This is a genomic window from Thioalkalivibrio sp. ALE22, from assembly GCF_000381445.1.
GTDB lineage: Bacteria > Pseudomonadota > Gammaproteobacteria > Ectothiorhodospirales > Ectothiorhodospiraceae > Thioalkalivibrio.
This window is the reverse complement of sequence record NZ_KB906499.1, coordinates 277,262-300,968: the sequence shown is the minus strand read 5'-3', so window position 1 is coordinate 300,968 and position 23,707 is coordinate 277,262. Positions and strand designations below refer to the sequence as shown.

21 protein-coding genes and 2 pseudogenes are annotated in these 23,707 nt (G+C 69.0%); 20 read left to right on the top strand and 3 right to left on the bottom strand.

All coding sequences use genetic code 11. The features are described from left to right. Nucleotides 1-32: 32 nt before the first annotated feature. From F793_RS0101440 to F793_RS0101420, 5 genes are all read left to right on the top strand, one after another. Complete coding sequence (locus F793_RS0101440) at nt 33-632, top strand: ATP-binding cassette domain-containing protein (RefSeq protein WP_018881577.1); 600 nt, start codon at nt 33-35, stop codon at nt 630-632. Beyond that, the gene (locus F793_RS0101435) at nt 622-1,392 is read left to right on the top strand and encodes a metal ABC transporter permease (protein ID WP_018881859.1); all 771 of its coding nucleotides are present in this window, start codon (nt 622-624) and stop codon (nt 1,390-1,392) included. The genes F793_RS0101440 and F793_RS0101435 overlap by 11 nt, the downstream gene beginning before the upstream one ends. A gap of 169 nt (nt 1,393-1,561) precedes the next feature. After that, complete coding sequence (locus tag F793_RS0101430; protein ID WP_018876871.1) at nt 1,562-2,530, top strand: YafY family protein; 969 nt, start codon at nt 1,562-1,564, stop codon at nt 2,528-2,530. After that, complete coding sequence (locus tag F793_RS0101425; RefSeq protein ID WP_018881860.1) at nt 2,530-3,060, top strand: MOSC domain-containing protein; 531 nt, start codon at nt 2,530-2,532, stop codon at nt 3,058-3,060. The genes F793_RS0101430 and F793_RS0101425 overlap by 1 nt, the downstream gene beginning before the upstream one ends. A 70-nt stretch (nt 3,061-3,130) precedes the next feature. Then, complete coding sequence (locus F793_RS0101420) at nt 3,131-3,550, top strand: HIRAN domain-containing protein (protein ID WP_018866684.1); 420 nt, start codon at nt 3,131-3,133, stop codon at nt 3,548-3,550. 32 nt (nt 3,551-3,582) lie between these two features. Here F793_RS0101420 and F793_RS0101415 read toward each other — a convergent pair whose 3' ends face one another. Then, entirely contained in the window at nt 3,583-4,950 is a 1,368-nt protein-coding gene (locus F793_RS0101415; protein ID WP_018881861.1) for an NAD-dependent succinate-semialdehyde dehydrogenase, read from the bottom strand. Nucleotides 4,951-5,054: 104 nt separating this feature from the next. On the opposite strand from F793_RS0101415, the gene F793_RS0101410 reads away from it, so the two are divergent. The 9 genes from F793_RS0101410 (at nt 5,055) to F793_RS0101370 (ending at nt 13,766) form a co-directional block, all read left to right on the top strand. Next, a complete protein-coding gene (locus F793_RS0101410) occupies nt 5,055-6,026 on the top strand; it encodes a complex I NDUFA9 subunit family protein (protein WP_018866682.1) in 972 nt (323 codons plus the stop codon). Between the two features lie 25 nt (nt 6,027-6,051). Beyond that, on the top strand, nt 6,052-7,284 hold the full coding sequence (locus tag F793_RS0101405; RefSeq protein ID WP_018881862.1) for a multifunctional CCA addition/repair protein: 1,233 nt from the start codon (nt 6,052-6,054) through the stop codon (nt 7,282-7,284). A 218-nt stretch (nt 7,285-7,502) separates the two neighbouring features. Further along, a complete protein-coding gene (locus F793_RS0101400) occupies nt 7,503-8,159 on the top strand; it encodes a protein-L-isoaspartate O-methyltransferase (RefSeq protein ID WP_018866680.1) in 657 nt (218 codons plus the stop codon). A gap of 102 nt (nt 8,160-8,261) precedes the next feature. Next, nucleotides 8,262-9,587, top strand: a complete 1,326-nt coding sequence (locus F793_RS0101395) for a TolC family outer membrane protein (RefSeq protein ID WP_018881863.1) — start codon at nt 8,262-8,264, stop codon at nt 9,585-9,587. After that, on the top strand, nt 9,587-10,162 hold the full coding sequence (locus F793_RS0101390) for an isochorismatase family protein (protein ID WP_018881864.1): 576 nt from the start codon (nt 9,587-9,589) through the stop codon (nt 10,160-10,162). Before F793_RS0101395 ends, F793_RS0101390 begins: the two co-directional genes overlap by 1 nt. Before the next feature lie 30 nt (nt 10,163-10,192). Further along, nucleotides 10,193-10,333, top strand: a complete 141-nt coding sequence (locus F793_RS14060; RefSeq protein ID WP_196799362.1) for a hypothetical protein — start codon at nt 10,193-10,195, stop codon at nt 10,331-10,333. A 13-nt stretch (nt 10,334-10,346) separates the two neighbouring features. After that, the gene (locus F793_RS0101380) at nt 10,347-11,198 is read left to right on the top strand and encodes a hypothetical protein (protein WP_018866677.1); all 852 of its coding nucleotides are present in this window, start codon (nt 10,347-10,349) and stop codon (nt 11,196-11,198) included. Beyond that, nucleotides 11,198-12,268, top strand: coding sequence for a homoserine O-succinyltransferase (locus F793_RS0101375; RefSeq protein WP_018881865.1), 1,071 nt, complete (start codon nt 11,198-11,200; stop codon nt 12,266-12,268). The genes F793_RS0101380 and F793_RS0101375 overlap by 1 nt, the downstream gene beginning before the upstream one ends. 157 nt (nt 12,269-12,425) lie before the next feature. After that, nucleotides 12,426-13,766, top strand: a complete 1,341-nt coding sequence (locus tag F793_RS0101370) for an MFS transporter (protein ID WP_018881866.1) — start codon at nt 12,426-12,428, stop codon at nt 13,764-13,766. 284 nt (nt 13,767-14,050) lie between these two features. On the opposite strand, the gene F793_RS14115 is transcribed toward F793_RS0101370, so the two are convergent. Continuing rightward, nucleotides 14,051-14,254 (bottom strand): hypothetical protein, encoded by a 204-nt coding sequence (locus tag F793_RS14115; protein ID WP_081618662.1) that lies wholly within the window; start codon nt 14,252-14,254, stop codon nt 14,051-14,053. Between the two features lie 450 nt (nt 14,255-14,704). On the opposite strand from F793_RS14115, the gene F793_RS0101365 reads away from it, so the two are divergent. Further along, nucleotides 14,705-16,624, top strand: coding sequence for an ATP-binding cassette domain-containing protein (locus tag F793_RS0101365; protein WP_018881867.1), 1,920 nt, complete (start codon nt 14,705-14,707; stop codon nt 16,622-16,624). A 158-nt stretch (nt 16,625-16,782) separates the two neighbouring features. Then, complete coding sequence (locus F793_RS0101360; RefSeq protein WP_018881868.1) at nt 16,783-18,798, top strand: methyl-accepting chemotaxis protein; 2,016 nt, start codon at nt 16,783-16,785, stop codon at nt 18,796-18,798. A gap of 13 nt (nt 18,799-18,811) precedes the next feature. Here the strand turns inward: F793_RS0101360 and F793_RS0101355 are convergent, their stop codons facing one another. Beyond that, complete coding sequence (locus F793_RS0101355; protein WP_018881869.1) at nt 18,812-20,740, bottom strand: GNAT family N-acetyltransferase; 1,929 nt, start codon at nt 20,738-20,740, stop codon at nt 18,812-18,814. A 229-nt stretch (nt 20,741-20,969) separates the two neighbouring features. On the opposite strand from F793_RS0101355, the gene F793_RS0101350 reads away from it, so the two are divergent. From F793_RS0101350 to F793_RS14240, 4 genes and pseudogenes are all read left to right on the top strand, one after another. After that, nucleotides 20,970-21,260, top strand: coding sequence for an STAS domain-containing protein (locus F793_RS0101350; RefSeq protein ID WP_018881870.1), 291 nt, complete (start codon nt 20,970-20,972; stop codon nt 21,258-21,260). Between the two features lie 10 nt (nt 21,261-21,270). Beyond that, entirely contained in the window at nt 21,271-21,633 is a 363-nt protein-coding gene (locus tag F793_RS0101345) for a response regulator (RefSeq protein ID WP_018866670.1), read from the top strand. A 2-nt stretch (nt 21,634-21,635) separates the two neighbouring features. Further along, nucleotides 21,636-22,383 (top strand): annotated as a pseudogene (locus F793_RS14245) (Hpt domain-containing protein); the annotation flags it as partial. A gap of 107 nt (nt 22,384-22,490) precedes the next feature. After that, nucleotides 22,491-23,702, top strand: a pseudogene (locus tag F793_RS14240) (chemotaxis protein CheA); the annotation flags it as partial. Nucleotides 23,703-23,707 lie beyond the last annotated feature (5 nt).

Below are 23,707 nucleotides of genomic sequence, written 5' to 3'. Positions count from 1 at the left end.
CATTCAGGCCCCTCCAACGATTTCGAGTCCGCATGCCCCCTCAAACCGCGCTGCACGCAGAGGCCGCGCACCTCGGCTTTGATCGTCCGGTGCTGGGCCCGCTGTCCCTCGACGTACCCACGGGGGCCCAATGGGCCCTGACCGGCCCCAATGGCATCGGCAAGTCGCTGCTGCTGAAGGCCGTAACCGGCCAGGCTCGGGTCCACTCAGGCACCCTGCGGCTTGGCCCCGCGACGCGTGTCAGCCTGCTGGCGCAGGACCACCCCCGGCGGGACCCCTGGCCCTTGTGCGGTCACGACTGGTTCAGGGCGATGGGCGCCACCCCGCCCGATCAACCCCGGGTGCAGGCCTTGCTGGATCGTCGCCTCGACCGCCTGAGTGGCGGCCAGTGGCAGTTGCTGCGCCTGGCCGCGGCCCTGCACAGCAGCGCCCACCGGCCACCGGGGGAACGCCTGGTCCTTCTGGACGAGCCCGCCAACCACCTCGACGCCGAGGTGCGCGGCGATGCGGTCGACCTGATTACCTCCCTCCCGGCTGCTACGACACTGGTGATGACCAGCCACGACGACGAGTTCCTGCAGGCCGTCGGGGTCGAGAACCATCCATTGACGGACTACCTCGATGCTCGGTGACCTGTTGTTCGAACCGTTTGTCTCCGGGCTGCTGATCACGGGCGTGCTGGCCCTGGCCGGGGCCGGCCTGTTCCTGCGCGGGTCGGTCTGGCAGGCGCTGGCACTCGGACAGTGGGCCGCCGTCGGGGGCGTCCTGGCGTCGGTCGTCCACTGGCCGGTGCTGCCTGTAGCCCTGGCACTCGGGGCCGGAGTCATGGCCCTGCTGCAACGCAGCTCTGACCGCGAGCGCCTGCCGCTGGCCGTTTTTCTGGCCGGACTGGCGGCAGTGACATTGCTGGCCGCCAATTTCGCGCAGGCCAGCCTCGCCGCGGCCGCCTGGGCCGAGGGCCAGCTGTACTTCGCCGGACCGCGCGAACTATGGGCAGTGGTCGCGCTCGGGCTCGCCAGCCTCGTGCTCGCGCCCGGGCTGTACCACGTCTGGCGATACGCACAGCTTGCCCCCGACGTCCCCGCCACGCTCAGCCCGCGCACGTGGCTACGCCTCACGGAGATCGCCTGGCTGGTGGCCGCAGTGGTGCTGGGCAGCATGGTGCTGGGCCTGCCCGCTGCCCTCGCCACGCTGCTCCTGCCCGCCTGGGGCGCCGCCTATCTCGCACGCAATCTGCGCGGATTGTTCCTGTGGGCCCAGGCCCTGGCCCTCGCGGGCTTCCTGATCGCCTGGAGCGTCAGCCTGCCGCTGGACCAGCCCTTCGCGCCGGTACTCGTCCTGGTCAACACGGCGCTGGCCCTGGGCGCCCGATTCGCTGCGCGGCGCCCGTAAAGCCGTCTCGGACCCGACGAACGGAGAGTCTCGCGATCACGAACCCGCCGCTGCTCGAGCAAAGGACGTGTGCCGGGGGCGGCGCAGCCGACGAAAAAAACCCGTGACATTGCCAAGGGGCAGGTTCTCCACGTAGCGTTCCGGAAATGTCCACCCCTGCATTGACTTCGTGAACCGCGCCGAGCGGATCTTCCATCTGCACCGCCTGCTCCAGGCGCGCCAGCCGCCGTCGCTGGCGCACCTGATGGAGGCGCTCGAGGTCTCGCGCGCGACCATCAAGCGCGACCTCGAGTACATGCGCGACTTCATGCAGGCACCGATCGAGTACGACGCGGAGGCCAACGGCTACCGCTACGCACAGGATGTCCCGGCCTTCGAGCTGCCGGGGCTATGGTTCAACGAATCCGAATTGCTCGCGCTCCTGACCATGGAGCAGCTCCTGGAGGACGTGCAGCCGGGTCTGCTGGCACCCACACTGGGGCCATTGAAGGAGCGTATCCGGGAGCTGCTCGCCAGCGGCGGGCACCAGCCGGACGCCGTGCGCCGCCGCATCCGCATCCAGCCCCTGGCCCAGCGTGGCAACCGCAGCGACGGCTTTCAGGCCGTAGCCGCCGCGACCCTGGACGAACAGCCGATCGCGATCGAGTACCACGGCCGTGCCCGCGACTCCGCCACCCAACGCGTCGTGCATCCCCAGCGACTGCTGTACTACCGCGACAACTGGTACCTGATCGCCTGGTGCGAAAAGGCCCGGGCCCTGCGCACCTTCGCGCTGGAACGCATCCGGTCCACCCGGGCGACCGATGGCCCCTACCACGACATCGACGAAGCGACCCTGGATGCCCACACCGGCGCGGCCTTCGGCATCTTCACCGGCCCCGCACAGGAATGGGCGGTGCTGCGCTTCACCCCGGAACACGCCCGCTGGGTCGCGGACGAGACCTGGCACCCGGACCAGACCGGCCACTTCGAGGGCGACCACTACCACCTGCGGGTGCCCTTCGGGGATCCCACCGAGCTGATCCAGGAGATCCTGCGCCACGGTCCCGGGGTCGAGGTCCTGGCCCCCGAAAGCCTGCGCACCCGTGTCGCCACCACGCTGCGCGAGGCCGCTGCGCAATACGCGGCTTCGTCCTGATGCTGCGCCGCTGGCTGGCCCGCCGCAAGGCCGCCACCGTCTCCGGCCGGCTGGAAGCGATCTGGATCGCCGATCGGGCCGGCACCCCCATGCACGATTGCGCCGCCGTGGAGGTTACCGAAGCGGGCCTGACCGGTGACCGCTACGCCACCGGGCAGGGCCACTGGCACACGGTGGAGTCCTGCCCCGTCACCCTGATCTGCAGCGCCGAGCTGGACCGCGCCACACGGCGGGCGCGGCGCCTGCGCCAGCCCGCGACCCCGACGCCCGGCGACCACCGCCGCAACCTCGTGGTCAGCGGCCTCCGGCGCAGCCCGCGCGCGGGAACCTTGCGCATCGGTGTTGTGCGTTTTGCCATCACACGGCCGCGCCCGCCCTGCGGCTGGCTCAACCAGGTGGTCGGCTACAACCTCGCCGGCGCCCTGCGCCAGGACAGCGGCATCTGCCTGCGGCCACTGGAGCCGGGCACCATCCGGCGGGGCGACCCCGTGCACTGGGAGGCCGCCCCGGGGCCCGCAAGACACGATTAGCCGGGGTGGCTCATTCTGTGAGCCACCCCCGGTGCTACAAAGGTCGCAACCCCCCAGATGGAGCGCGACCATGCAATCGAACACCCCCAACCGCCAGGCTCGCCGCACCCCCGTACTGCGCGGCTACTACGCCCAGCGCGGCCGCTACAACGCCACCGCCACCACCGAGGAACTGCTGCAGACCATCCCGCTGGCCGGCTACCGCCACCACGACGCCCCGAAGCTGTGGAATGCGTTGAAGCGCGGCCAGGCCCTGACCCTGCGCCGCGAGCGGCTGAACCCGCACGATGACAAGGCCGTTGCCATCGACTGGATCGACCACCAGCTCGGCTACCTGCCGCGCGAACAGAACCAGCTCGCCGCCGACCTCCTCGACCGCGACGAGCCCCTGGTCGCCCGCATCATCGCCAAGCGTGATCAGGCCGACCCCCACAACCGGCTCGAACTGGGCCTCTACCGCGCACGGCCGAGGACCGCGCCGGCCCACTAGGGAGACGCGGATCCTCCCCCGGGCGGGGCAAATCAAGCGACCCAGATGGTCTTGGCGTTCTGGAACTCGCGGATGCCGAGTTCGGAGAGTTCGCGGCCGTAGCCGGAGTCCTTCACGCCGCCGAACGGCAGGCGCGGGTCGCTCTTGACGATGCCGTTGACGAAGGCGCAACCGCATTCCAGCCGTCGGGCCAGCGCCTCGCCGCGGGTCGGGTCGGCGGTCCAGACGCTCCCGCCCAGACCAAAGCGCGAGCGGTTGGCGAGCTCGATGGCATGGTCCGCGCCGCGCGCCCGGGTGACCGCTGCAACCGGGCCGAAGGTCTCCTCGTCGAAGGCCGGCATGCCGGGTTCCACGCCATCCAGCAGGGTCGGCGGGTAGAAGTAGCCGGCGCCGGCACGCGGCGCGCCGCCGGTGACCAGGCGGGCCCCGGCGGCCACGCTGCGGGTGACCTGATCGTGCAACTCGCTGCGCAGGTCATCGCGCGCCAGCGGGCCGATGTTCGTGCCTTCGTCCATCGGGTCGCCGATGACCAGGGCCTCGATGGCGGCCCGGAAGCGCTCGACGAAGGCCTCCGCGATGGCCTCCTCCACGATGAAGCGCTTGGCCGCGATGCAGGTCTCGCCGTTGTTCTGGAAGCGCCCGCGCACCGCCTGCTCGACTGTATGGTCAAGGTCCGCGTCGGCCAGCACCACAAAGGCATCCGACCCGCCCAGCTCCAGCACCGAGGATTTCAGCGCCTTGCCTGCAGCCGCCCCAACCGCGCGGCCGGCCCCCTCGGATCCGGTCAGGCTGACGCCCTGCACGCGGGTGTCGGTGATGATGCCTTCCACCGCGTCGGAGCCCACCGGCAGATTGCGGAACACGCCCTCGGGGAACCCGGCCGCCAGGAACACCCGCTCCAGGTGTTCGGCGCAGCCAGGAACGTTAGAGGCATGTTTGAGCAGTACGGTGTTGCCGGCCAGCGTGGCCGGGATCGCCTGGCGAAAGGCCTGCCAGTAGGGAAAATTCCAGGGCATCACCAGCAGCACGGTCCCCAGCGGCTGCCAGGCAATGAACGAGCGGCTCGCGTCCGAGGCGATCATGGTGTCCTGCAGGTAATCCGGGCCGTGTTCAGCGTAGTACTCGCAGGCGGCGGCACACTTGTCGACCTCGGCCCGCGCCTCGGCCAGGCGCTTGCCCATCTCCTGTGTGGCAGTGGTCGCCAGGGTCTCGCGTTCCTCGCGCAGCACGCCGGCCAGATCGCGCAGGCGCGCGGCGCGCTCCGTCACGGGGCGCGCCGCCCAGTCCGGCGCCGCGCTCGCGGCACGAGACAATGCGGCCTCCAGCGCTTCCTCGTTCATGCGCGGGTAGCGCGCGAGGGTCTCGCCGGTGGCAGGATTGATCGCAGTCAGTTCGGGCATATCGGTGCCTCGGCGTCAGGGCCCGAAATACGGGCTTGTTTGAACAATGCAGGTCACCCGAGTATAAGACGTCCCGCATTCGCTTTCGGAAGGACCTTGCCACCATGTCGATCGATTCGATTCGCAATGTCTGCCTGCTGGGCGGCACGGGCTTCGTCGGCCACCACATCATTCGCCGACTGATTGATCGCGGCCTGAAGGTCCGCGTGCTGTCCCGCCGTCCGCATCGCCACCGCGATCTCCTGGTCAACCCCGAGGTGGATCTGGTCGAAGGCAGCGCCCATGACCCCGCCACCCTGGAGCGCGTGTTCGCGGGGCAGGACGCGGTGATCAACCTGGTCGGCATCCTCAACGAGCGCGGGCACAGCGGCGCCGGTTTCCGCACCGCCCATACCGAGCTGACCGAGAAGGCCCTGGCGGCCGCCGAGGCCCAGGGCGTGCGCCGCTTCCTGCAGATGAGCGCGCTCAAGGCGGACATGGACGACGCCCCCAGCCACTACCTGCGCAGCAAAGGCGCGGCGGAACAGGCGGTATTCGCCAGCGAATCCCTGGCGGTCACGGTTTTTCGCCCGTCGGTGATCTTCGGCCCCGAGGATTCCTTCCTGAACCGCTTCGCGACTTTGCTGAAGTTCTCGCCGATGATGCCCCTGGCCCGCGCCCGGGCGCGTTTCGCCCCGGTGTATGTCGGCGATGTGGCCGAGCACTTCGTCGAGGCCCTCGACGACCCGGATACCTTCGGGCAGGGCTTTGAACTGTGCGGCCCGAAGACCTATACCCTGGCCGAGCTGGTGCGCTACGTCGGACGCGTCTCCGGTCACCGGCGCCCGGTGATCGGCCTGCCCGACTGGGCCGGCAAGCTGCAGGCCAGCGTGCTCGAATTCGTGCCCGGCAAACCGTTGTCGCGCGACAACTTCGCCTCGCTGACCATCGACTCGGTCTGCGACGGCGAGCAGCAACTGCCCTGCCCGACCCGGCTCGAATCCATTGCCCCCAGCTATCTGGGTGGCGGCGGCGCCGGGCGTGAGGCCCGCATGCAGCAACTGCGTACTCTCAACCGCGGATCGGGCCGCGGCTGACCCGGATCGCGAACCCGGGGCCGCCATGCAGACCTATCTCGTCGGCGGTGCGGTTCGCGACCGCCTGCTGGGACGCCCGTTCACGGAACGCGACTACGTCGTCGTCGGTGCCACGCCGGAGGCGATGGAGGCCGCGGGCTTTCGCGCGGTCGGACGCGACTTCCCGGTCTTCCTGCACCCCGAGACCCACGAGGAATACGCGCTGGCGCGCACCGAGCGCAAGACCGCGCGCGGCTACCACGGCTTCCAGTTCAATGCCTCGCCCGAGGTGACCCTGGAGGACGACCTCGAACGCCGCGATCTCACCATCAACGCGATGGCCGAGGACACCGACGGCCGCCTGATCGACCCCTATGGCGGACGGGAAGATCTGGAAGCCCGATGGCTGCGCCACGTTTCCCCGGCCTTTGCCGAAGATCCGGTACGTCTGCTGCGGGTGGCCCGGTTCGCTGCCCAGCTCGCGCCCTGGGGCTTCCAGGTGGCCCCCGACACGCTGACCCTGATGCGCGAGCTCGTCACCTCCGGCGAGGTCGACGCGCTGGTCCCCGAGCGCGTCTGGGCAGAATGCGAGAAGGCCCTGAAGAGCCCCGCACCGCGGCGCTTCCTCGAGGTACTGCGCGAGGCCGGGGCACTCGCCATCCTGTTCCCGGAGATCGAGCGGCTGTTCGGCGTACCCCAGCCCGAGCGCTACCATCCGGAGATCGACACCGGCGTGCATACGCTGATGGTCCTGGACCAGGCGACCCGCCTGTCCGACGCCCCGGAGGTGCGCTTCGCCGCACTGGTGCACGACCTCGGGAAGGGCACGACCGACCCCGACATCCTGCCCAGTCACCACGGGCACGAGGAACGCGGGGTGGACCTGATCCGCGCCCTGGCCGAACGCCTGCGCATCCCCAATCGCTACCGCGACCTCGCGGTGCGCGTGGCGCGCTACCACGGCCTGGTCCATCGCGTGTTCGAACTGCGCCCGAAGACCGTAATGAAGCTGGTGGACGGACTGGACGCCCTGCGCCGCCCGGAGAACGTCGAGCCCTTCCTGCTCGCAGTGGAGGCGGATTTCCGCGGGCGCACCGGCTGGGAAGACAAGCCCTACCCGCAGGCCGATGCCGTACGCCGCGCGGTGGCCGCCGCGCAGGCCGTGCAACCGCAGGCCCTGATGGCTGAGGGCTACAAGGGCAAGGCCCTGGGCGAGGCATTGCAGCGCGAACGCATCCGCGCGATTGCGGAGGTCCTCGACGAGCACCCCGACGCGTAGGAGGCCAGCCCTCTGGCCGATAGGGCATCACCAGAACCCCATCGCGCAGGGGGCTGCGCTCCTACGGGCAATAGCGGCACCCCCCCCGCAGGAGGCCAGCCCTCTGGCCGATGGGGTCTGGTCAACACCCCATCGGCCAGAGGGCTGGCCTCCTACTTGCCTGTTTCGGCGCGTGAACGTACTCTTTCGCGGCTGTTTAGCGTACAGAGGAAACCGCGATGGATTTCGCCAAGGCCCGGATCAACATGGTCGAGCAGCAGGTTCGCCCCTGGGACGTGCTCGATACGCGCGTGCTGGACGTGATGGAAACCCTGCCGCGTGAACGCTTCATGCCCGAGCCCTACCAGGCCCTGGCATATGCGGATTCCGAGATCCCGCTGGGGCACGGCGAAAACACCCTGCCGCCGGTGGTGGTCGGCCGGCTGCTGCAGGCCGTGTCGCCGCAGCCCACCGAGACGGTACTGGAGATCGGCACCGGTTCCGGTTACGTGACCGCCTGCCTGGCCCACCTCGCGGCCCGGGTCGACAGCATCGAGCGGATCGACGATCTGCGTCTCGCGGCGCGTAACCGCCTGACGGATCTGGGTCTCGATAACGCCCACCTGCGCACCGCCACGGTGACCCGTGACTGGACCCCGCCGCGCCCGCGTTACGACGCGATCATCCTCACTGGCGGCATGACCGAATACGACGACTTCCTCGAGCCCTACCTGACGCTCGGCGGCCGGCTATTCGTGGTCACTGGCGATGGCCCGATCATGGAGGCCCAGCTGATCACCCGGACCACCGAAGACGACTGCCGCCACGAGGGCCTGTTCGAGACCCGCGTGAAGCCGCTGGTTGGCTTCGAGCCGAAGCCCGCGTTCGAATTCTGAGCCGGTCGCCTGCGCCCCGGCACGGGGCGCGCGCCGGAGGCCCCATGCCGGAACATGCTCTGATAGGATAGGCGTTTCCTAATATCCTCCGGAGTCGCGTCCATGAACCGTCTGCCGTCGCTTCTCGCCGCCGCCGGGCTGGCCCTGGTGATCTCGGCCCCCGCCACCGCCTCCAGCCTGATGGAGGTCTACGAGCGCGCGGCCGCGGAAGACGCCGAACTGCGCACCGCCGAGGCGGAGTACCGCAGCGTGCTGGAGAACCGGCCGCTCGCGCGCTCTGCCCTGCTGCCGCAGATCTCCGGGCAGGCCGAGGCCGGCGCGTTCTACCGCGACGGCCGCAATGAACCGAGCATTGATGGGCGCGAGACCAGCTTCGGCGTCAATCTGGCCCAAAGCCTCTACGACCGCCGCAACTACATCGAGCTGGCGCAGGTGGATCTCGAGATCGCCCGCGCCGAGGCCGAACTGGATGCCGCCCGCCAGGACCTGATCCTGCGCGTGGCCCAGGCCTACTTCGACGTGCTCATCGCACAGGAAACCCTGGCCTTCCGCGAGGCCGAGGTCGAGGCGATCGAGCGCCAGCTGGAACAGACCCAGCGCCGCTTCGATGTCGGCCTGGTCGCCCGTACCGACGTCACCGAAGCCCAGGCCCAGCGCGACATCGCCGAGGCCGAGCGCATCGCCGCCGCGAACCAGCTGGACCTGACCCGCGAGCAGCTCGCGGTGATCACCAACACCTACTGGGACGAGCTGGACATGCTGCGCGACGAGGCCGAGCTGACCCCGCCGGAACCGGCCGATCCGCAGGCCTGGGTCGATATCGCGCTCGCCAACAACCTGGAACTGGCCGCCCAGCGCCTGAGCACCGAGACCGCCCGCGAACAGATCCAGCGCCAGCGCGCCGAGGGCCTGCCGCGGCTCAACCTGAACGCCTCGGTGCGCGAGAACCGCTACCACGGCCTGGATGTACCAGCTGATGCCAGAGGCGCCTTCTTCGAGGGCACCGACGCCCAGGTCGGCGTGCAACTGGAGATCCCGCTCTACACCGGCGGGCGCGTCAGCGCCCTGACCCGCCAGGCCCGCGAGGACTTCCAGGCTGCGCAGGAAGGCCAGTCGCTGGTGGAGCGCCGCACCACTCAGGACACCCGCAGCGCCTACCTGTCGGTGATCTCCAACAACTCGCGCGTGCGCGCGCTGGAGCAGGCGCTGGTTTCGACCCAGTCCGCGTTCGAGGCGGCCGAGGCCGGCTTCGAGGTCGGTACCCGCACCCAGGTGGACGTCCTGCTCGCCCTGCGCGAGGTCTTCCGCGCCGAACGCGACTACGCCGAGGCCCGCTACGGCTTCCTCGGCGAGTCGCTGCGCCTGCAGCGCGCGGCCGGTCGCCTGAGCGTGGCCGACCTCGAGGCCATCGACGAACTGCTGGAGTAATGGTCGCTCCCGTCGCGCACAATCCGCGGGCCCGCTGCGAGCGGGCGCGCTCGCGCCTGGTCCTGATCGACCTGCAGGAACGCCTGCTGGCCGCGATGCCCGAGGCGGCCCGTGCCGAGGTCGAGCGCAATGCCGCGCGCCTGATCGAGGCGGCGCGCAAGCTCGGCATCCCGATCGAGGTATCGCGCCAGTATCCCAAAGGCCTCGGCGAGGTCACCGCCCCCCTGCAGCAGGCGCTGGACGGCGAGGGCGCGGTCACCGACAAGACGGCCTTCTCCTGCTGCGCCGAAGCCGACCTGCACACCCGCCTGACCCGCGGCGACCAGATCATCCTGACCGGCGCGGAGACCCACATCTGCGTGACCCAGACGGCACTGGAACTGCTGGAGGCGGGCGTGACCGTGTTCGTGGTCGAGGACGGGGTCTGCTCGCGCGATGCCGGGCGCAAGCGCAACGGACTGGAGCGCCTGCGCGCCGCCGGCGCCATCATCACCAACCACGAGTCGGTACTGTTCGAGTGGCTGCGCGATGCGGCCGATCCTCAGTTCCGCGAGCTGAGCCAGTTGATCCGCTAATCACGAACCGGGAGACACGCAGGGATGCGCATGCTTGGAAATATTCTGCTCGGCGCCTGGCTGATTCTGTTCGGCCTGCGCGGCCTGCTGGGGCTGCAGTTCCAGTACGACCACTACGTCATCAGCGGCCTGGCGGTGATCGCCGGTATCCTGTTCATCCTGCGACGCTAACCGAACCCGAGCCATGCGCCTGACCCCCGACGAGTACCGCAATCAGGACCACCGCCGCATCACCCTGCTGGGGATGTCCGGTGTCGGCAAGACGCGCCTGTCCAACATGCTGCGGCGCGAGGACTGGTTCCACTACTCCGGCGACTACCGCATCGGCACGCGCTACCTGAGCGAACCGATCCTGGACAACATCAAGGCCCAGGCGATGGCCGTGCCGTTCCTGCGTGACCTGCTGCGCTCGGACTCGATCCAGATCATCAACAACATCACGGTGGACAACCTGCACCCGGTGGCGAGCTTCCTCGGCAAGCTCGGCAACCCGGAGCTGGGCGGGCTGCCGCTGACCGAGTTCAAGCGCCGCCAGACCCTGCACCACGAAGCCGAGGTGCAGGCCATGCTCGACGTGCCCGACTTCATCAGCAAGTCCCAGACGCTGTTCGGCTATCCGCACTTCGTCAACGATGCCGGCGGCTCGGTCTGCGAGCTGGACAGCCCCGGCGTGCTGGAGACCCTCGCGGAGCACACGCTGATCCTCTACATCAAGGCGACCGACGAGGACGAGCGCCAGCTGATCGAGCGCGCCGAGAGCGATCCCAAGCCGCTGTACTACCGCGAGGCCTTCCTCGACCAGCAGCTGGCCGAATACATGCGCGACGAGGGGCTGGACTACGTCGCCCAGATCGACCCCGACGCGTTTGTGCGCTGGGTCTTCTCGCGCCTGTTCCGCGCACGCCTGCCACGTTACGAGGCGATCGCCGAGAGCCACGGTTACACCATCAGCACCACGGAACTGGCGCGGGTGCGCAACGCAGCCGACTTCGACGACCTGGTCTGCATGGCCCTGGAACGGGAGGCGCGACTGTAATGCCACTTGTCGCCTACTCCGACCTGCCCACCTTTGCCCGCCTGAGAAGCGAGGGCGAGACCGTCCTGCCCAGCGACTTCGCCCAGCAGCAGGAAATCCGCGCCCTGCACATCGGGCTGCTGAACATGATGCCGGACGCGGCCCTCGCGGCCACCGAGCGCCAGTTCTTTCGCCTGATCGGCGAGAGCAACCAGATCGCGCAGTTCTATATCCACCCGTTCACCCTGCCGCAGCTCAAGCGCGGGCCGAAGGGGCGCGACCACGTCAAGCAGTACTACGAATCCTTCGAGGACCTGAAGAAGGAGGGCCTCGACGCGCTGATCATCACCGGCGCCAACGTGACCCAGCCGGATCTGGCCCTGGAACCCTTCTGGGAACCGCTGGCCGAGGTGGTCGACTGGGCCTGGGAGAACGTGACGTCCACGCTGTGCTCCTGCCTGGCGACCCACGCCGTGCTGCAGGCGCGCTACGGCGAGCACCGCCGGCACATGGGCGAGAAGCTGTGGGGCGTATTCCCGCATCGCGTGGTGGACCGCGGGCATCCGCTGGTCACCGGCGTGAACACGCGTTTCGACGTGCCGCACTCGCGCTACAACGACGTCTCGCGCGAACAGTTCGAGCGCCACGGCCTGCGCGTGCTGGTGGAGAGTGACCAGTCCGGGATCCATCTGGGGGCCTCGCCCGACGGCTTTCGCATGGTCTTCTTCCAGGGCCACCCGGAATACGACTCGATCAGCCTGCTCAAGGAGTACAAGCGCGAGGTGGTGCGCTACATCCAGGGCGAACGCGACGCCTACCCGCCGCTGCCGGAGAACTACCTGATGCCGCAGGCCGCCGCTATCCTCGACGAGCACCGCGAGCACGTGGAGGCCGCCCTGGAACACTGCACCGAGATCCCGGCCCTGCCCGAGGCACTGCTGCTGGACCGCCTCGACAACACCTGGCACGACACCGCGCTGGCGGTGATCAACAACTGGCTGGGCAACGTCTACCAGCTGACCAACCTCGACCGGCGCAAGCCGTTCCGCGACAGCGTCGACCCGAGCGACCCGCTGGCCGGGCGCCGGTAGCGCGTCGCACCCGCCCCTGTCATTGCGAGGTGCCGCAGGCACCGTGGCAATCTGCCTTCCGGCACCACCGGATATCCCGCCGCCCTGCCAGCATCTGGAGGTTGCCACGTCGCCTTCGGCTCCTCGCAATGACGGGACAACGCAACGGAAAGACCTCATGACCGCCAACGACCTGGACAAGCTTCCGCGCCCGATTATCGGACTGTACGAGACGATTGCCGGCGACGAGGACGCGCGCGTCTGCAAGGACATCCCGGAGAACGCCTGCCGCGCGCAGCCGGTCAATTTCTTCGTCCACCTGGTTGCCAACACCCTGAGCAAGATTGGCGACGAGCTCGCCTCGGCCCGGCTGGTCCTGGCCTGGCTGCTGGGCGCCCTCGGGGCCCCGGCCGCCTTCGCGGGCTTCCTGGTGCCCATCCGCGAATCTGGCTCACTGCTCCCGCAACTGTTCGTTGCCGCCTCCATTCGCCGCCGGGCCATCCGCAAGGGCTTCTGGGTTCTCGGCAGCGTGCTCTCGGGGCTGGCGGTGGCCGGCATGGCCATCGTCGCCCTGACCCTGGAGGGAGTCGCCGCCGGCTGGGCGATCCTCGGACTGCTGGTGGTCTTCGCCCTGTCGCGCGGGATCAATTCGGTCGCCTCCAAGGACGTACTCGGCAAGACCATCGCCAAGCACCAGCGCGGGACCGTGATGGGATACGCCGCGTCACTGGCCGGCTTCTTCACCCTGGGCCTGGGTATCTACCTGACGCTGGCGAACCTCGAAGAGGCCGGCATCGGGGTCTTCGTCGCCCTGCTGGCCGCCTCGGCCGGGGCCTGGTGGGTGGCCGCCGCGACCTTTACCCGGCTGCGCGAGGACCCGGGCTCCACCGAGGGCGGCGGCAACGCGGTGACCGAGGCCATCCGCTCCATGCGCCTGCTGTGGACCGACCGCGCCTTTGGCCACTTCGTGCTGACCCGCGCCCTGCTGATGAGCACCGCGCTGGCCCTGCCCTTCTACGTCCTGCTCGCGGAGGACGCCACCGCCGGCGATCTCGGCACCCTGGGGCTGCTGATCCTGGCCAGCGGCCTGGCCTCGGCGGTCAGCGCCCCGGTCTGGGGGCGCCTGTCCGACCGCTCGGCGCGCTGGGTGCTGATCCTGTCTGGCCTTCTGGCCGCCGGGCTTGGCATTGCGGTCGCGCTGGGCGTCTGGTTCGTGCCGGTGGATACCGACCACGCACTGGTACCCGGCGGCTGGCTCTATGCGGCGTTGTTTTTCCTGCTCGGGGTCAGTCATGCCGGTGTGCGCCTGGGGCGCAAGACGTATCTGGTGGATATGGCCACGCAGGAGACCCGGGCCGCGTTCACCGCGGTCAGCAACACGGTCATTGGTGCCCTGCTGCTGGTCGGCGGGCTGTTCGGGCTGCTGGCGCAGCTGGCGGGCACCGAGGTGGCGATCTTCGTCCTCGCGCTGATGAGTCTGGCCGGCGCCGCCAGCGCCTGGCTCATGGGCGAGGCCTGAAGCCTTCTCGCGTCCTCGCCGCCAGCGAGGCAGACTTTGCGATCTCGGTTTTACGTGCCTCCGTCCGGCCGCCTGCCTCGTGGTGGCTGGTCCTGGTTCGGCCTCGGGTGTTCACGGTGCCTTCGGTCCACATACTGCCAGGCGCTGACTCGCCAGCGCGCCGCGTGGTCCTTTCTTGCTTGCCCAAGAAAGGACCCAAAGAAGGGCACCCGGATTTCGCCCGGGAACCTCGCTCCGGGCGTGCTGGGCCGGCGGCGCTGAACTCGCTGCGCCTTCGGCTTCGCTCAGACATCCAGCGCCTTCTCCCGGCCCGAGAACCCTTCCGCAAGGGGCTCCATACGGGAGGCGAAGGTCAAAACCGAACGCATCCCCATGTTTGCGCCTAACCATAGGCAACGCCGCTCGAAAGCCCCTGGCGCCCGCCCTGCGGGCGCGGCACGCAACGGCCGAGGGCCGAGCGTGCCCAAGATGTCCGAAAAGTTAGCCATCCTCCCCTGGCACGACCGTCGGGACGGCTGTTGTCTTGACCTTGAATCCCCCGTTGTCGTCGCGCCGAGTGGAGAGGGTTTTCGCGGGGAAAAAGGCGCTGGATGTCTGAGCGGAGCCGAAGGCGCAGCGAGTTCAGCGCCGCCCGCGAAAACCCTCGGAGCGAGGGAAACCCCGGCCCGCGCAGCGGGCCGGGGTCGCGGCAGTCGGGCGTGTTTCTTGGGTACTTCTTTGCACGAGCAAAGAAGCCCGTTTTTGATCAACAACGGGCGCGGCGCGCTGGCGAGTCAGCGCCGGGCAGTATGTGGACCGAAGGCACCGTAAACACCAGATGACGAAAGAGGACCAGCCACCACGAGGCAGGCGGCTGGACGCAGCCAACCGCACGCCGCAGAGCGCCAAGGTGATAGGCTTGGCGCCCGCTACAACACTCGCTCGCGACCGGAACTCGAATGGCACTGCTCACCCTGCGCAACATCCACCTGGCCTACGGCATGGCCGCCCTGCTCGACGGCATCAACCTGAGCCTGGAACCCGGCGAGCGCGTCGCCATCGCCGGGCGCAACGGAGAGGGCAAATCCACCCTGCTCAAGGTGCTCAACGGCGAGGCGCAGGCGGATTCGGGCGAGATCACCTGCCAGGACGGCCTCACCACCGCCTACCTGACCCAGGAGTTGCCCCCGGGCATTGAAGGGACGGTGTTCGATGTCGTGGCCGAGGGCCTGGGCGAGGCCGGGCGCCTGCTGGAGCGCTTCCACCACCTGAGCCAGGCCGCGGCCGGCGGCGACATGGATGCCCTGGAGAAGATGGGGCCAGTGCAGTCGCAGCTCGACGCCATCGATGGCTGGAGCCTGCAGAACCGGGTGGAGACCACCATCTCCCGCCTGAGCCTGGACCCCGAGGCGGAGTTCGCCGCGCTGTCCGGCGGACTCAAGCGCCGGGTCTGGCTGGCACGCGAGCTGGTGCAGCGCCCGCAGCTGCTGCTGCTCGACGAACCGACCAACCATCTCGACGTGGCCGCGATCCGCTGGCTGGAAGAGTTCCTGCTCGAGAGCGGCCTGACCGTGGTCTTCATCAGCCATGACCGCCAGTTCATGGAGAGTGTAGCCACCCGCATCCTGGAGCTGGACCGCGGGCAGCTGTATGAACATCCGCCGTCGATCGAGGAATTCCGCGAGCGCCAGGCCGAACGCCTGGAGACCGAGGCCACCCAGCGCGCGGAGTTCGACCGCAAGCTGGCGCAGGAGGAGGCCTGGGTGCGCCAGGGCATCAAGGCACGGCGTACCCGCAACGAGGGGCGCGTGCGGGCACTGCAGGCCCTGCGCAAGAAGCGCGCCGAGCGTCGCGAACGCAGCGGCCAGGTCAAGATGAAGCTGAGCCCGGAACAGCGTTCGGGCCGGCTGGTGATCGAGGCGGAACACGCCGATTTCGGCTACGAAAAACCCATCGTCAGGGACGTGAACCTGCTGCTGCAACGCGGCGATGCCCTGGGCATCGTCGGACCCAACGGCGCGGGCAAGACGACCCTGCTGCGCGGCCTGCTCGGACAGATGGAGCCGCTGGCCGGTCACGTGAAGCTGGGCACCCAGCTGGAGATCGCGTACTTCGACCAGGCGCGCGCGCATCTCGACGAGGACACCACGGTGCAGGACGCGGTCGGCGAGGGGCGAGACCGGGTGATGGTCAATGGCGAGAGCCGGCACATTTTGTCCTACCTGGAAGACTTCCTGTTCCCGCCGTCACGTTCCCGACAGCCGGTGTCGGCGCTGTCCGGGGGCGAGCGCAATCGCCTGCTGCTGGCCAAGCTGTTCCTGCGCCCGGCAAATCTGCTGGTGCTCGACGAACCCACCAACGACCTCGATGTGGAGACCCTGGAGCTGCTGGAACAGCTCCTGATCGAGTACACCGGGACGGTGATCGTGGTCAGCCACGACCGCTCGTTTCTGGACAATGTCGCGACCTCGACCCTGGTCCTGCCGGGCGACGGATCGGTGGAAGAGTTCGTGGGTGGCTGGTCCGACCTGCCCGAACGTGTCACGCGGCGGCTGCTGGAGGGCGAAACCGCGGCCGCCGCCCGCCCCGGCGCCCCGGAGCCGCGGGCCGATCCCGCTCCCGAACCATCGCCGCAGACATCGGAAAACGCTCCGGCGACCCCGCGCAAACTGTCCTACAAGGATGCGCGCGAACTGGAGGCCCTCCCGGCCCGGATCGAGGCCCTGGAAACCGAGCAACAGGAACTGACCACGGCGATGACCGATCCCGAGGCCCTGCGCGACGGTGAACGCATGCGCGACCTGCAGGCGCGGCTCGAGACCGTGGAGGCCGAGCTGGCCCACTGCTTCGAGCGCTGGGAGCAGCTGGAATCCGGTTGAGCGTCGGCGCGTCTACACTCGGGTTTCCGGCCACCCCTCAACTCTGCCGGGGGTCTGCCGTAACAGGGGTTGAATAGCCACCTTTCGGGTCCGCGCTCTCCGAGACCGCGGCCGGTTCGCGAAGCGCCCGGGACAGGGCGCGCTGAAGGAGTCATCGCATGCTGGACAAACTCTCCATCCGGGGGCTGCTGATTGCCGGGTTCGGCCTGGTCGTCGCCATCCTGATCATCAACTCCGTGCTGGCACTGCGCGCGATGAGCACGGGCAGTCAGGGGGTCGAGCAACTCACGCAGGCCGACTACCCGGCCGTCGCCCGGGTCAACGATGTCGAGCAGCTGCTGCAGGAGAGCGCGGCGTTTCTCGGCTTCTACCTGATGAGCGAGGAGCAGTCGCATCGCGATGCATGGCAAAACGCGATGCGCGAGCTCGATGCGGCCACGCGGGCCCTGAACGAGAATCCGGTCATCGCGGCCGACGAGGAACTCGCCGCCAGCGCGACCGAGGTACGCCGCCTGGTGAATCAGTTCGCCAGCTTCGAGGACCGCCTGATCGAGGTGGCGGAGAACGCGGCCGAGAACATGCCGGCCCTGGGAATCGCCAACGCCCGGGCCAACCCGGCCAGCCGCGAGATGACCCAGCAGACCAACATGATGATCGACGCCGAGATGGCCCTGCCGCGCTTCCAGCGTTCCTGGGACCGTCTCGACACCCTGCATGAGCTGCGCATGTCGGTGGTCCAGGTCACCTCCAACCTGCGCGGGTTCATCGCCTTCCGCGATGACGCCTTCCGCGAGAACGTGCGCCTGTTCTCCACCCGCACCAACGACATCACCGCGCAACTGATGGACCAGTTCGACGATCTCGACTTCGAACAGCAGATCGCGCTGGAAGACTTCCAGGGGGCCCTGGATACCCAGAACACCGCGCTGGACGACCTGATCGAGATCCACGGCAGCGAACAGGCCCTGCAGGATGCCTACCTGATTCGGACCGAGATCGGCCCGCTGCTGGTCGAGGCCCGCGATCATCTGCAAGGACTCAGCGAGCGCATCACTGCCCGCGCCGAACGCAGCGCCGCCGCCCTGACTGCCGACATGCGCGCCACCCAGACGACCCAGGGCATCCTGGCCCTGATCGGCGTGATCCTCGGGCTGGCCGGCGCGGTGTTCATCATCCTGGTCGTGCGGCGCGCGCTGGCCCACTCCACCGCGGCGCTCGAGGAGATCGCCGACGGCGATGGCGATCTGAGCCGCCGCCTGGACGAGAACGGGCTGATCGAGACCGCGCAACTGGGCCGCGCCTTCAACCGCTTCACCGACAAGATCGCCCAGGCCATCGGCCACGCGCGCGGCAGCACCGAGACACTCAACCGCGCCACCGAGAACCTGAACCAGGAGGCCTACGAGGCCCGCGAGGCGGTCTCGCGCCAGCGCGACGAGACCGAGCGTGTCGCCACCGCGATCAACGAGCTGCAAAGCAGCGCCGAGGAGATCGCGCGCAACACCGACGCGACCTCCCAGGCCGGCCAGGAGGCCGGGGATGCGGTGAACAACGGCTCCGAGGTGATGGAGAAGAACATCGAGTCCATGGCCTCGCTGCTCGGCACCGTCGAGCAGGCCGCCGGGACCGTCTCCAAGCTGGGCGAGGACTCCAAGCAAATTGGGACCATCCTCGAGGTGATCCGCGGGGTCGCCGAGCAGACCAACCTGCTGGCCCTGAACGCGGCCATCGAGGCCGCCCGCGCCGGCGAACATGGCCGCGGCTTCGCGGTGGTCGCCGACGAGGTCCGCAAGCTGGCGACCCGCACGCAGGAATCCACCGACGAGATCGAGTCCATGATCTCGCGCCTGCAAACCGCCACCACCAGTGCTGTCAAGGCCATGGAACAGGGTCAGGAAGAGGCCGAGTCGACCATGGAGCATACCGCCGAGGTCAACGGCGCCCTGCAGCAGATCCGGCAGTCGGTCACCACCATCGTGGAGATGACCGAGCAGATCGCGGTCGCTTCGCGCCAGCAGAGCACGGTGGTCGAGGATATCAACCGCAACATCGTGCAGATCTCCGACGAGGCGGATCAGTCGGCCAACACCGCCGACCGGGTCAGCGCCGCCTCCGACGAACTCAAGCAGGTGGAAAAGGAGATCCAGCAGGCCCTGGCGCAGTTCCGGCTCTGACCCGGTCTACGGGCTACGGGCTACGTACCTCCAGCCAGGTCCGGGCGGCGCGGCGCAGCCTGCGGGTCACGCCGCGCCGCCCGGACACCCCGAGCTCACGCGCCCGCTGATCCCAGTCAACGGGCGCGGCCAGGGTCGCCGCCAGCAGGCGGCCTTCCGGATCGGCCGGCGGGGCCGCCTCCAGCTGCCGCAACAGGGCCGGCAGCGCCCATTCAAGTGGCCGAGCTCGGTACGCAAAGGCCCGAACCTCCGCGAGGTCGGTGTGCGGCTCGGCCTCCGCCAGCGGCCGGGCCGTTGCCTCCAGGACCGCACTCACCATAGCCGCGGCGGATGCCGGAAGGAAGCGTGGGTACCAGACCGGCCAGTCGCGCCAGAAGGCGCGCTGGATTGGCTGCAGACCGGAGGCCGTGCGGGGCCGGAGTGCGCGCAGGACCACACCACTGACCTGACCACTGGCCGCGTCCGGCTGGGTCCCCACGCGCACCAGAACGTAGCCCTCCCGCTGCCAGAGCCGCAGCAAGGCGGGCTGCAGCCCGAAACTCACCCCCAGCAGCGCCACCCGTTCGGCAACGGCCCGATCCGCGACCGCCCGCAGCAGGCGGCCGCCCAGGCCCCGCCCCTGCCAGCGCGGGTGCACCGCGATGCGCTGGATGCGCCAGGTACGCTCCGCCGCCAGCTCGAAGCCCCCCAGAGCGGCCAGCGTGCAAGGCAGGAACTGCCCCTGGGGACGGCGCTCGCCCGCCCACACCGCCTCGGCCAGGGCCCGATCCAGGCCGGGTTCCTCCTGGATCAGTGCGACGCCGAACAGCGCCCCGTCCGTCACGCCCTCCATGCACAGCACGCGCACGCCGGGGTCCTCCAGCCAACGCAGCAGATCGGACGGACGGGTCCGGTAGTGCGCATCCGCCAGCAGGCCCGTCACGGCCTCCAGGGTCTGCGGCAACTCCGCCAGGGCCGCCCCGGTCGTCCAACGCAGACGGACGGCCTGGGTAGCCGGGGTCCGGCTTTCCGCCTCCAGCAGGAACAACCGGTTGAGCCAGTCTTCCAGCGGATCCCCCGGCGCCCAGCGCACCGGCGTCGCCATGGGCTGCACGCGCACCCGGAACCCCGCCGCCTCCAGGGTCGGCAGCGCGCGCAGCCGGAAGCCCTGGCCACTCCCCTCGAAGCCGCCGGTCGTGGTGGACAACACCAGGCGCCGGGCACGGCGGGCGAGGCGCAGCAGGCGCTCCACCGGCAGGTTCGCTGCCTCGTCGATGATCAGGGTATCCACGGGCTCGGGCGCTTCCAGCAGGACATCCGGTGCCCGATAGAGACGCTCCGGCGTGTCGACCCACCGACGGGCGCGCGCCAGCAGGGCACCCACGGCCCGTGGACTCGGTGCCGTCAGCGTGATCGCGGGCCCGCCGTGTCGGAGTGTCCCGCCGAGGAACTCGCCCAGGAGGGTCGACTTGCCGCGACCGCGCGGGGCGATCAGCGCGAGGCATTCGTCGGCACCAAGATGCGCGAGACGATCCAGCGCCGCAGCCTGATCCGGCGTCCACGCAAAGGCAGGCGCCGGACGGTCCGGCACCTCGGGCAACCCCTCCGCCGATGCGGGCGTCCGCACCCACGCCTCGGCCAGCGCCGTCCGCCAGCGCCGGGCGAATGCGCCGGCACCGGTGACCCCGTCGAGGACCACCAGGGTGCCCCCGCCGCGCAGCAGCCCGGCCACGGTGACCAGCGCGTCCACGGCGAGCGGATCCCCGGCCTCGAACACCAGGGCCTGCACTTCGTGGCCCAGCCAGTGCCCGACCTGTGCCGGCGCCACGTGCGGCAGGCCGTCGGGCACATGCCGCCCCACCCAGAGCACCGGCCCCCGGGCTGCGGCGGTCCGCAGCCAGGCCGCGGAGGCCTGCCGGGCCGCCGGGTCGGCCGGTAGTCGGTAGAGCGAACGGGCCTCCATCTCAGCATCTCACCGGGGTCGAAGGTTGCATGGAAAAAGCGGGCTTGCGCGGGCGCACACGGCATCTGGTCACACTGGCGCGACGAAAGTCCAGCGCGCTGCCGACGTTTCCATGTGAATCCGTCCTCAAGTTTTCCCACCCGCAGCCGTACAAGTTTTTTACAAGGAGCTGGGAAATATCTGTACAGCTCCTGTACAGTGTGAACGAATTCACGGAAAGGTAACGGCGATGACCACCATAGCGCTGCCCGAACGCCTGCGCATCGACACCGCGACCGCCTGCTGGCAGGAGCTGCGCGTGGCGCTGGATGCCGGCGAGGACCTTCAGGTGGACGCGACGACCGTGGCCGATATCGACGCGGCCGGTGTACAGGTGCTGCTGATGGCACGCCATACGGCGACGCGCCATGCGCAGGGTTTTTCAATCAACGGCGCAAGCGCCGTCTTCGCACAGGCCTTCCAGGCGCTCGGCGCGGAAAGATCCGCCGCGAGTACCGGACAAGAACACGACACCGATTAAGGAGAGATCAATGGCTAAGGTTCTGGTGGTGGACGATTCTGCCTCGATGCGCCAGATGGTCGCATTCACCCTCAAGCAGGCCGGACACGAGGTCACCGAGGGGCGCGACGGCAACGACGGCCTGGGCAAGGCCCAGGGGACGAAGGCGGACCTGGTGATCACCGACGTGAACATGCCGGGCATGGACGGGCTGCAACTGACCCGCGAACTGCGCAAGCTGGGCGATTACAAGTTCACCCCGATCCTGGTGCTGACCACCGAGGCCGGCCCGGAGAAGAAACAGGAAGGCAAGGCGGCGGGTGCGACCGGCTGGCTGGTCAAGCCGTTCGACCCGGACCAGCTGATGAACACCGTGAACCGGGTGCTGCGCTAGTCATGTCGGTCGACATGGCCCAGTTCGTCGATGCCTTTCTCGAGGAGAGCTTCGAGGGGCTGGAGCGCATGGAGACCGAACTCCTGGCGCTGGACGGCGGCGATCCGGAGACCCTGAATACCATCTTCCGCTGCGCCCATTCGATCAAGGGTGGGGCCGGGACCTTCGGATTCGGCGCGATCTCCGAGTTCACCCACGGCGTCGAGACCCTGCTGGACCGGATGCGCAAGGGTGAACAGGAGGCGTCGCCGGAGACGGTGAACCTGCTGCTGCGAGCGGTGGACATCCTGCGCGCCCAGCTGCATGCCGCCCGTGACGGCGGCGAAGCCGACGCCGGCGAGGTGGCCGAGGTGCGCACCCTGATCGAAGCCCACCTGGATGATGCCGCGCCAGCCGACAGCGCCCCGGGCGGCACGGCAAACGGCGGATCGGGCGGAGACGCTGCCGCCGATAGCGACGGTGGCGGCGGCAACGGCCCGCGCGGCTGGCGCATCCAGTTCCGCCCCTACGCGGACCTGATGCGCACCGGCAACGACCCTTTGCGCATGTTCGAGGTGCTGGAGGAGCTGGGCCGACTGACCGTGCACTGCGAGACCGACCGCCTGCCGGACAGCGCGGAGGCCTTCGACCCGGAGGACTGCTATCTCGCCTGGACCCTGGAACTGGAAGGGGACGCGACCCGCGACCAGATCGAAGAGGTCTTCGAGTGGGTCGAGGACGAATGCGACCTGGAGATCGAACCCCTCGCCGTCCCTGAGACGGCCACGGACACAGTGGCAGAGCAACCGGTTACGTCCCCGGATTCCCCTGCCACGGAGACCCCCGCCGAGCCGCCCGCTGCGCGCGCCGGCAATAAACGCAGCGCGGAATCCAGCTCCATGAGGGTGAACACCGGCAAGATCGATGCGCTGATCGACATGGTCGGTGAGCTGGTCATCACCCAGTCGATGCTGACCGACATCAGCGAACAGCTGGAGGAAGACCCCTCGCAGATGGAGGCGCAGATCGAGCGCCTGCGCACCGGCCTGGCGGAGCTGGAGCGCAATACCCGCGAGCTGCAGGAAAGCGTGATGGGCATCCGCATGGTGCCGATCGCCCAGGTCTTCAACCGCTTCCCGCGCCTGGTGCACGATATCTCCGGGCAGCTCGGCAAGCAGATCGAGCTGACCCTGAAGGGCGAATACACCGAGATCGACAAGACGGTCATGGAACACCTGGGCGACCCGCTGGTGCACCTGGTCCGCAATGCCGTGGATCACGGCATCGAGATGCCCGATGTCCGCGCGGCGGCGGGCAAACCCGAGACCGGCCAGGTCAGTCTGGAGGCCTACCACCGCGGCGGTAACGTGGTCATCGAGATCCGCGACGATGGCAAGGGCATGGATGCCGACCGCATCCTGGCCAAGGCCCGCGACGCCGGGATTGTCGGCCCGAACCAGCAACTGGACCGCCACGAGATCCTGCAACTGATCTTCGAGCCGGGGCTGTCCACCGCCGACCAGGTCAGCGATCTCTCCGGCCGCGGCGTCGGCATGGACGTGGTGAAGAAGAATATCCGTGGCCTGGGCGGCAACGTCGAACTGGAGTCCGAACCGGGCAAGGGTTCGCGCCTGACCATCCGCCTGCCGCTGACGCTGTCGATCATGGACGGTCAGTTGCTGAAGATCGGCGACGAGACCTTCGTGATCCCGCTGATCGCGATCGTCGAGTCACTGCAGACGCAGCCGGAGAGTGTGAAGCAGGCCTTCGGCAAGCTGCCGCTGTACCGGCTGCGGGACGAATACATCCCCATCGTCGATCTGGCCGCGCTGTTCGGCCGGGCCGAGCCCAGCCCGCTGCCGGAGCGCGCCCTGCTGGTGGTGGCCGAGGCCGACGACCAGCGTGTCGCCCTGCGCGTCGACGACCTCCTGGGCCAGCAGCAGGTCGTGATCAAGACGCTGGAAACCAATTTCCGCAAGGTCCCCGGCACCGCCGGCGCGACCATCCTTGGGGACGGCCAGGTGGCCCTGATCCTGGATGTCGCGGGGATCGCGCGGATGGCCTCCGGGCGCGACACCCGCGCGGCGTAAAAATC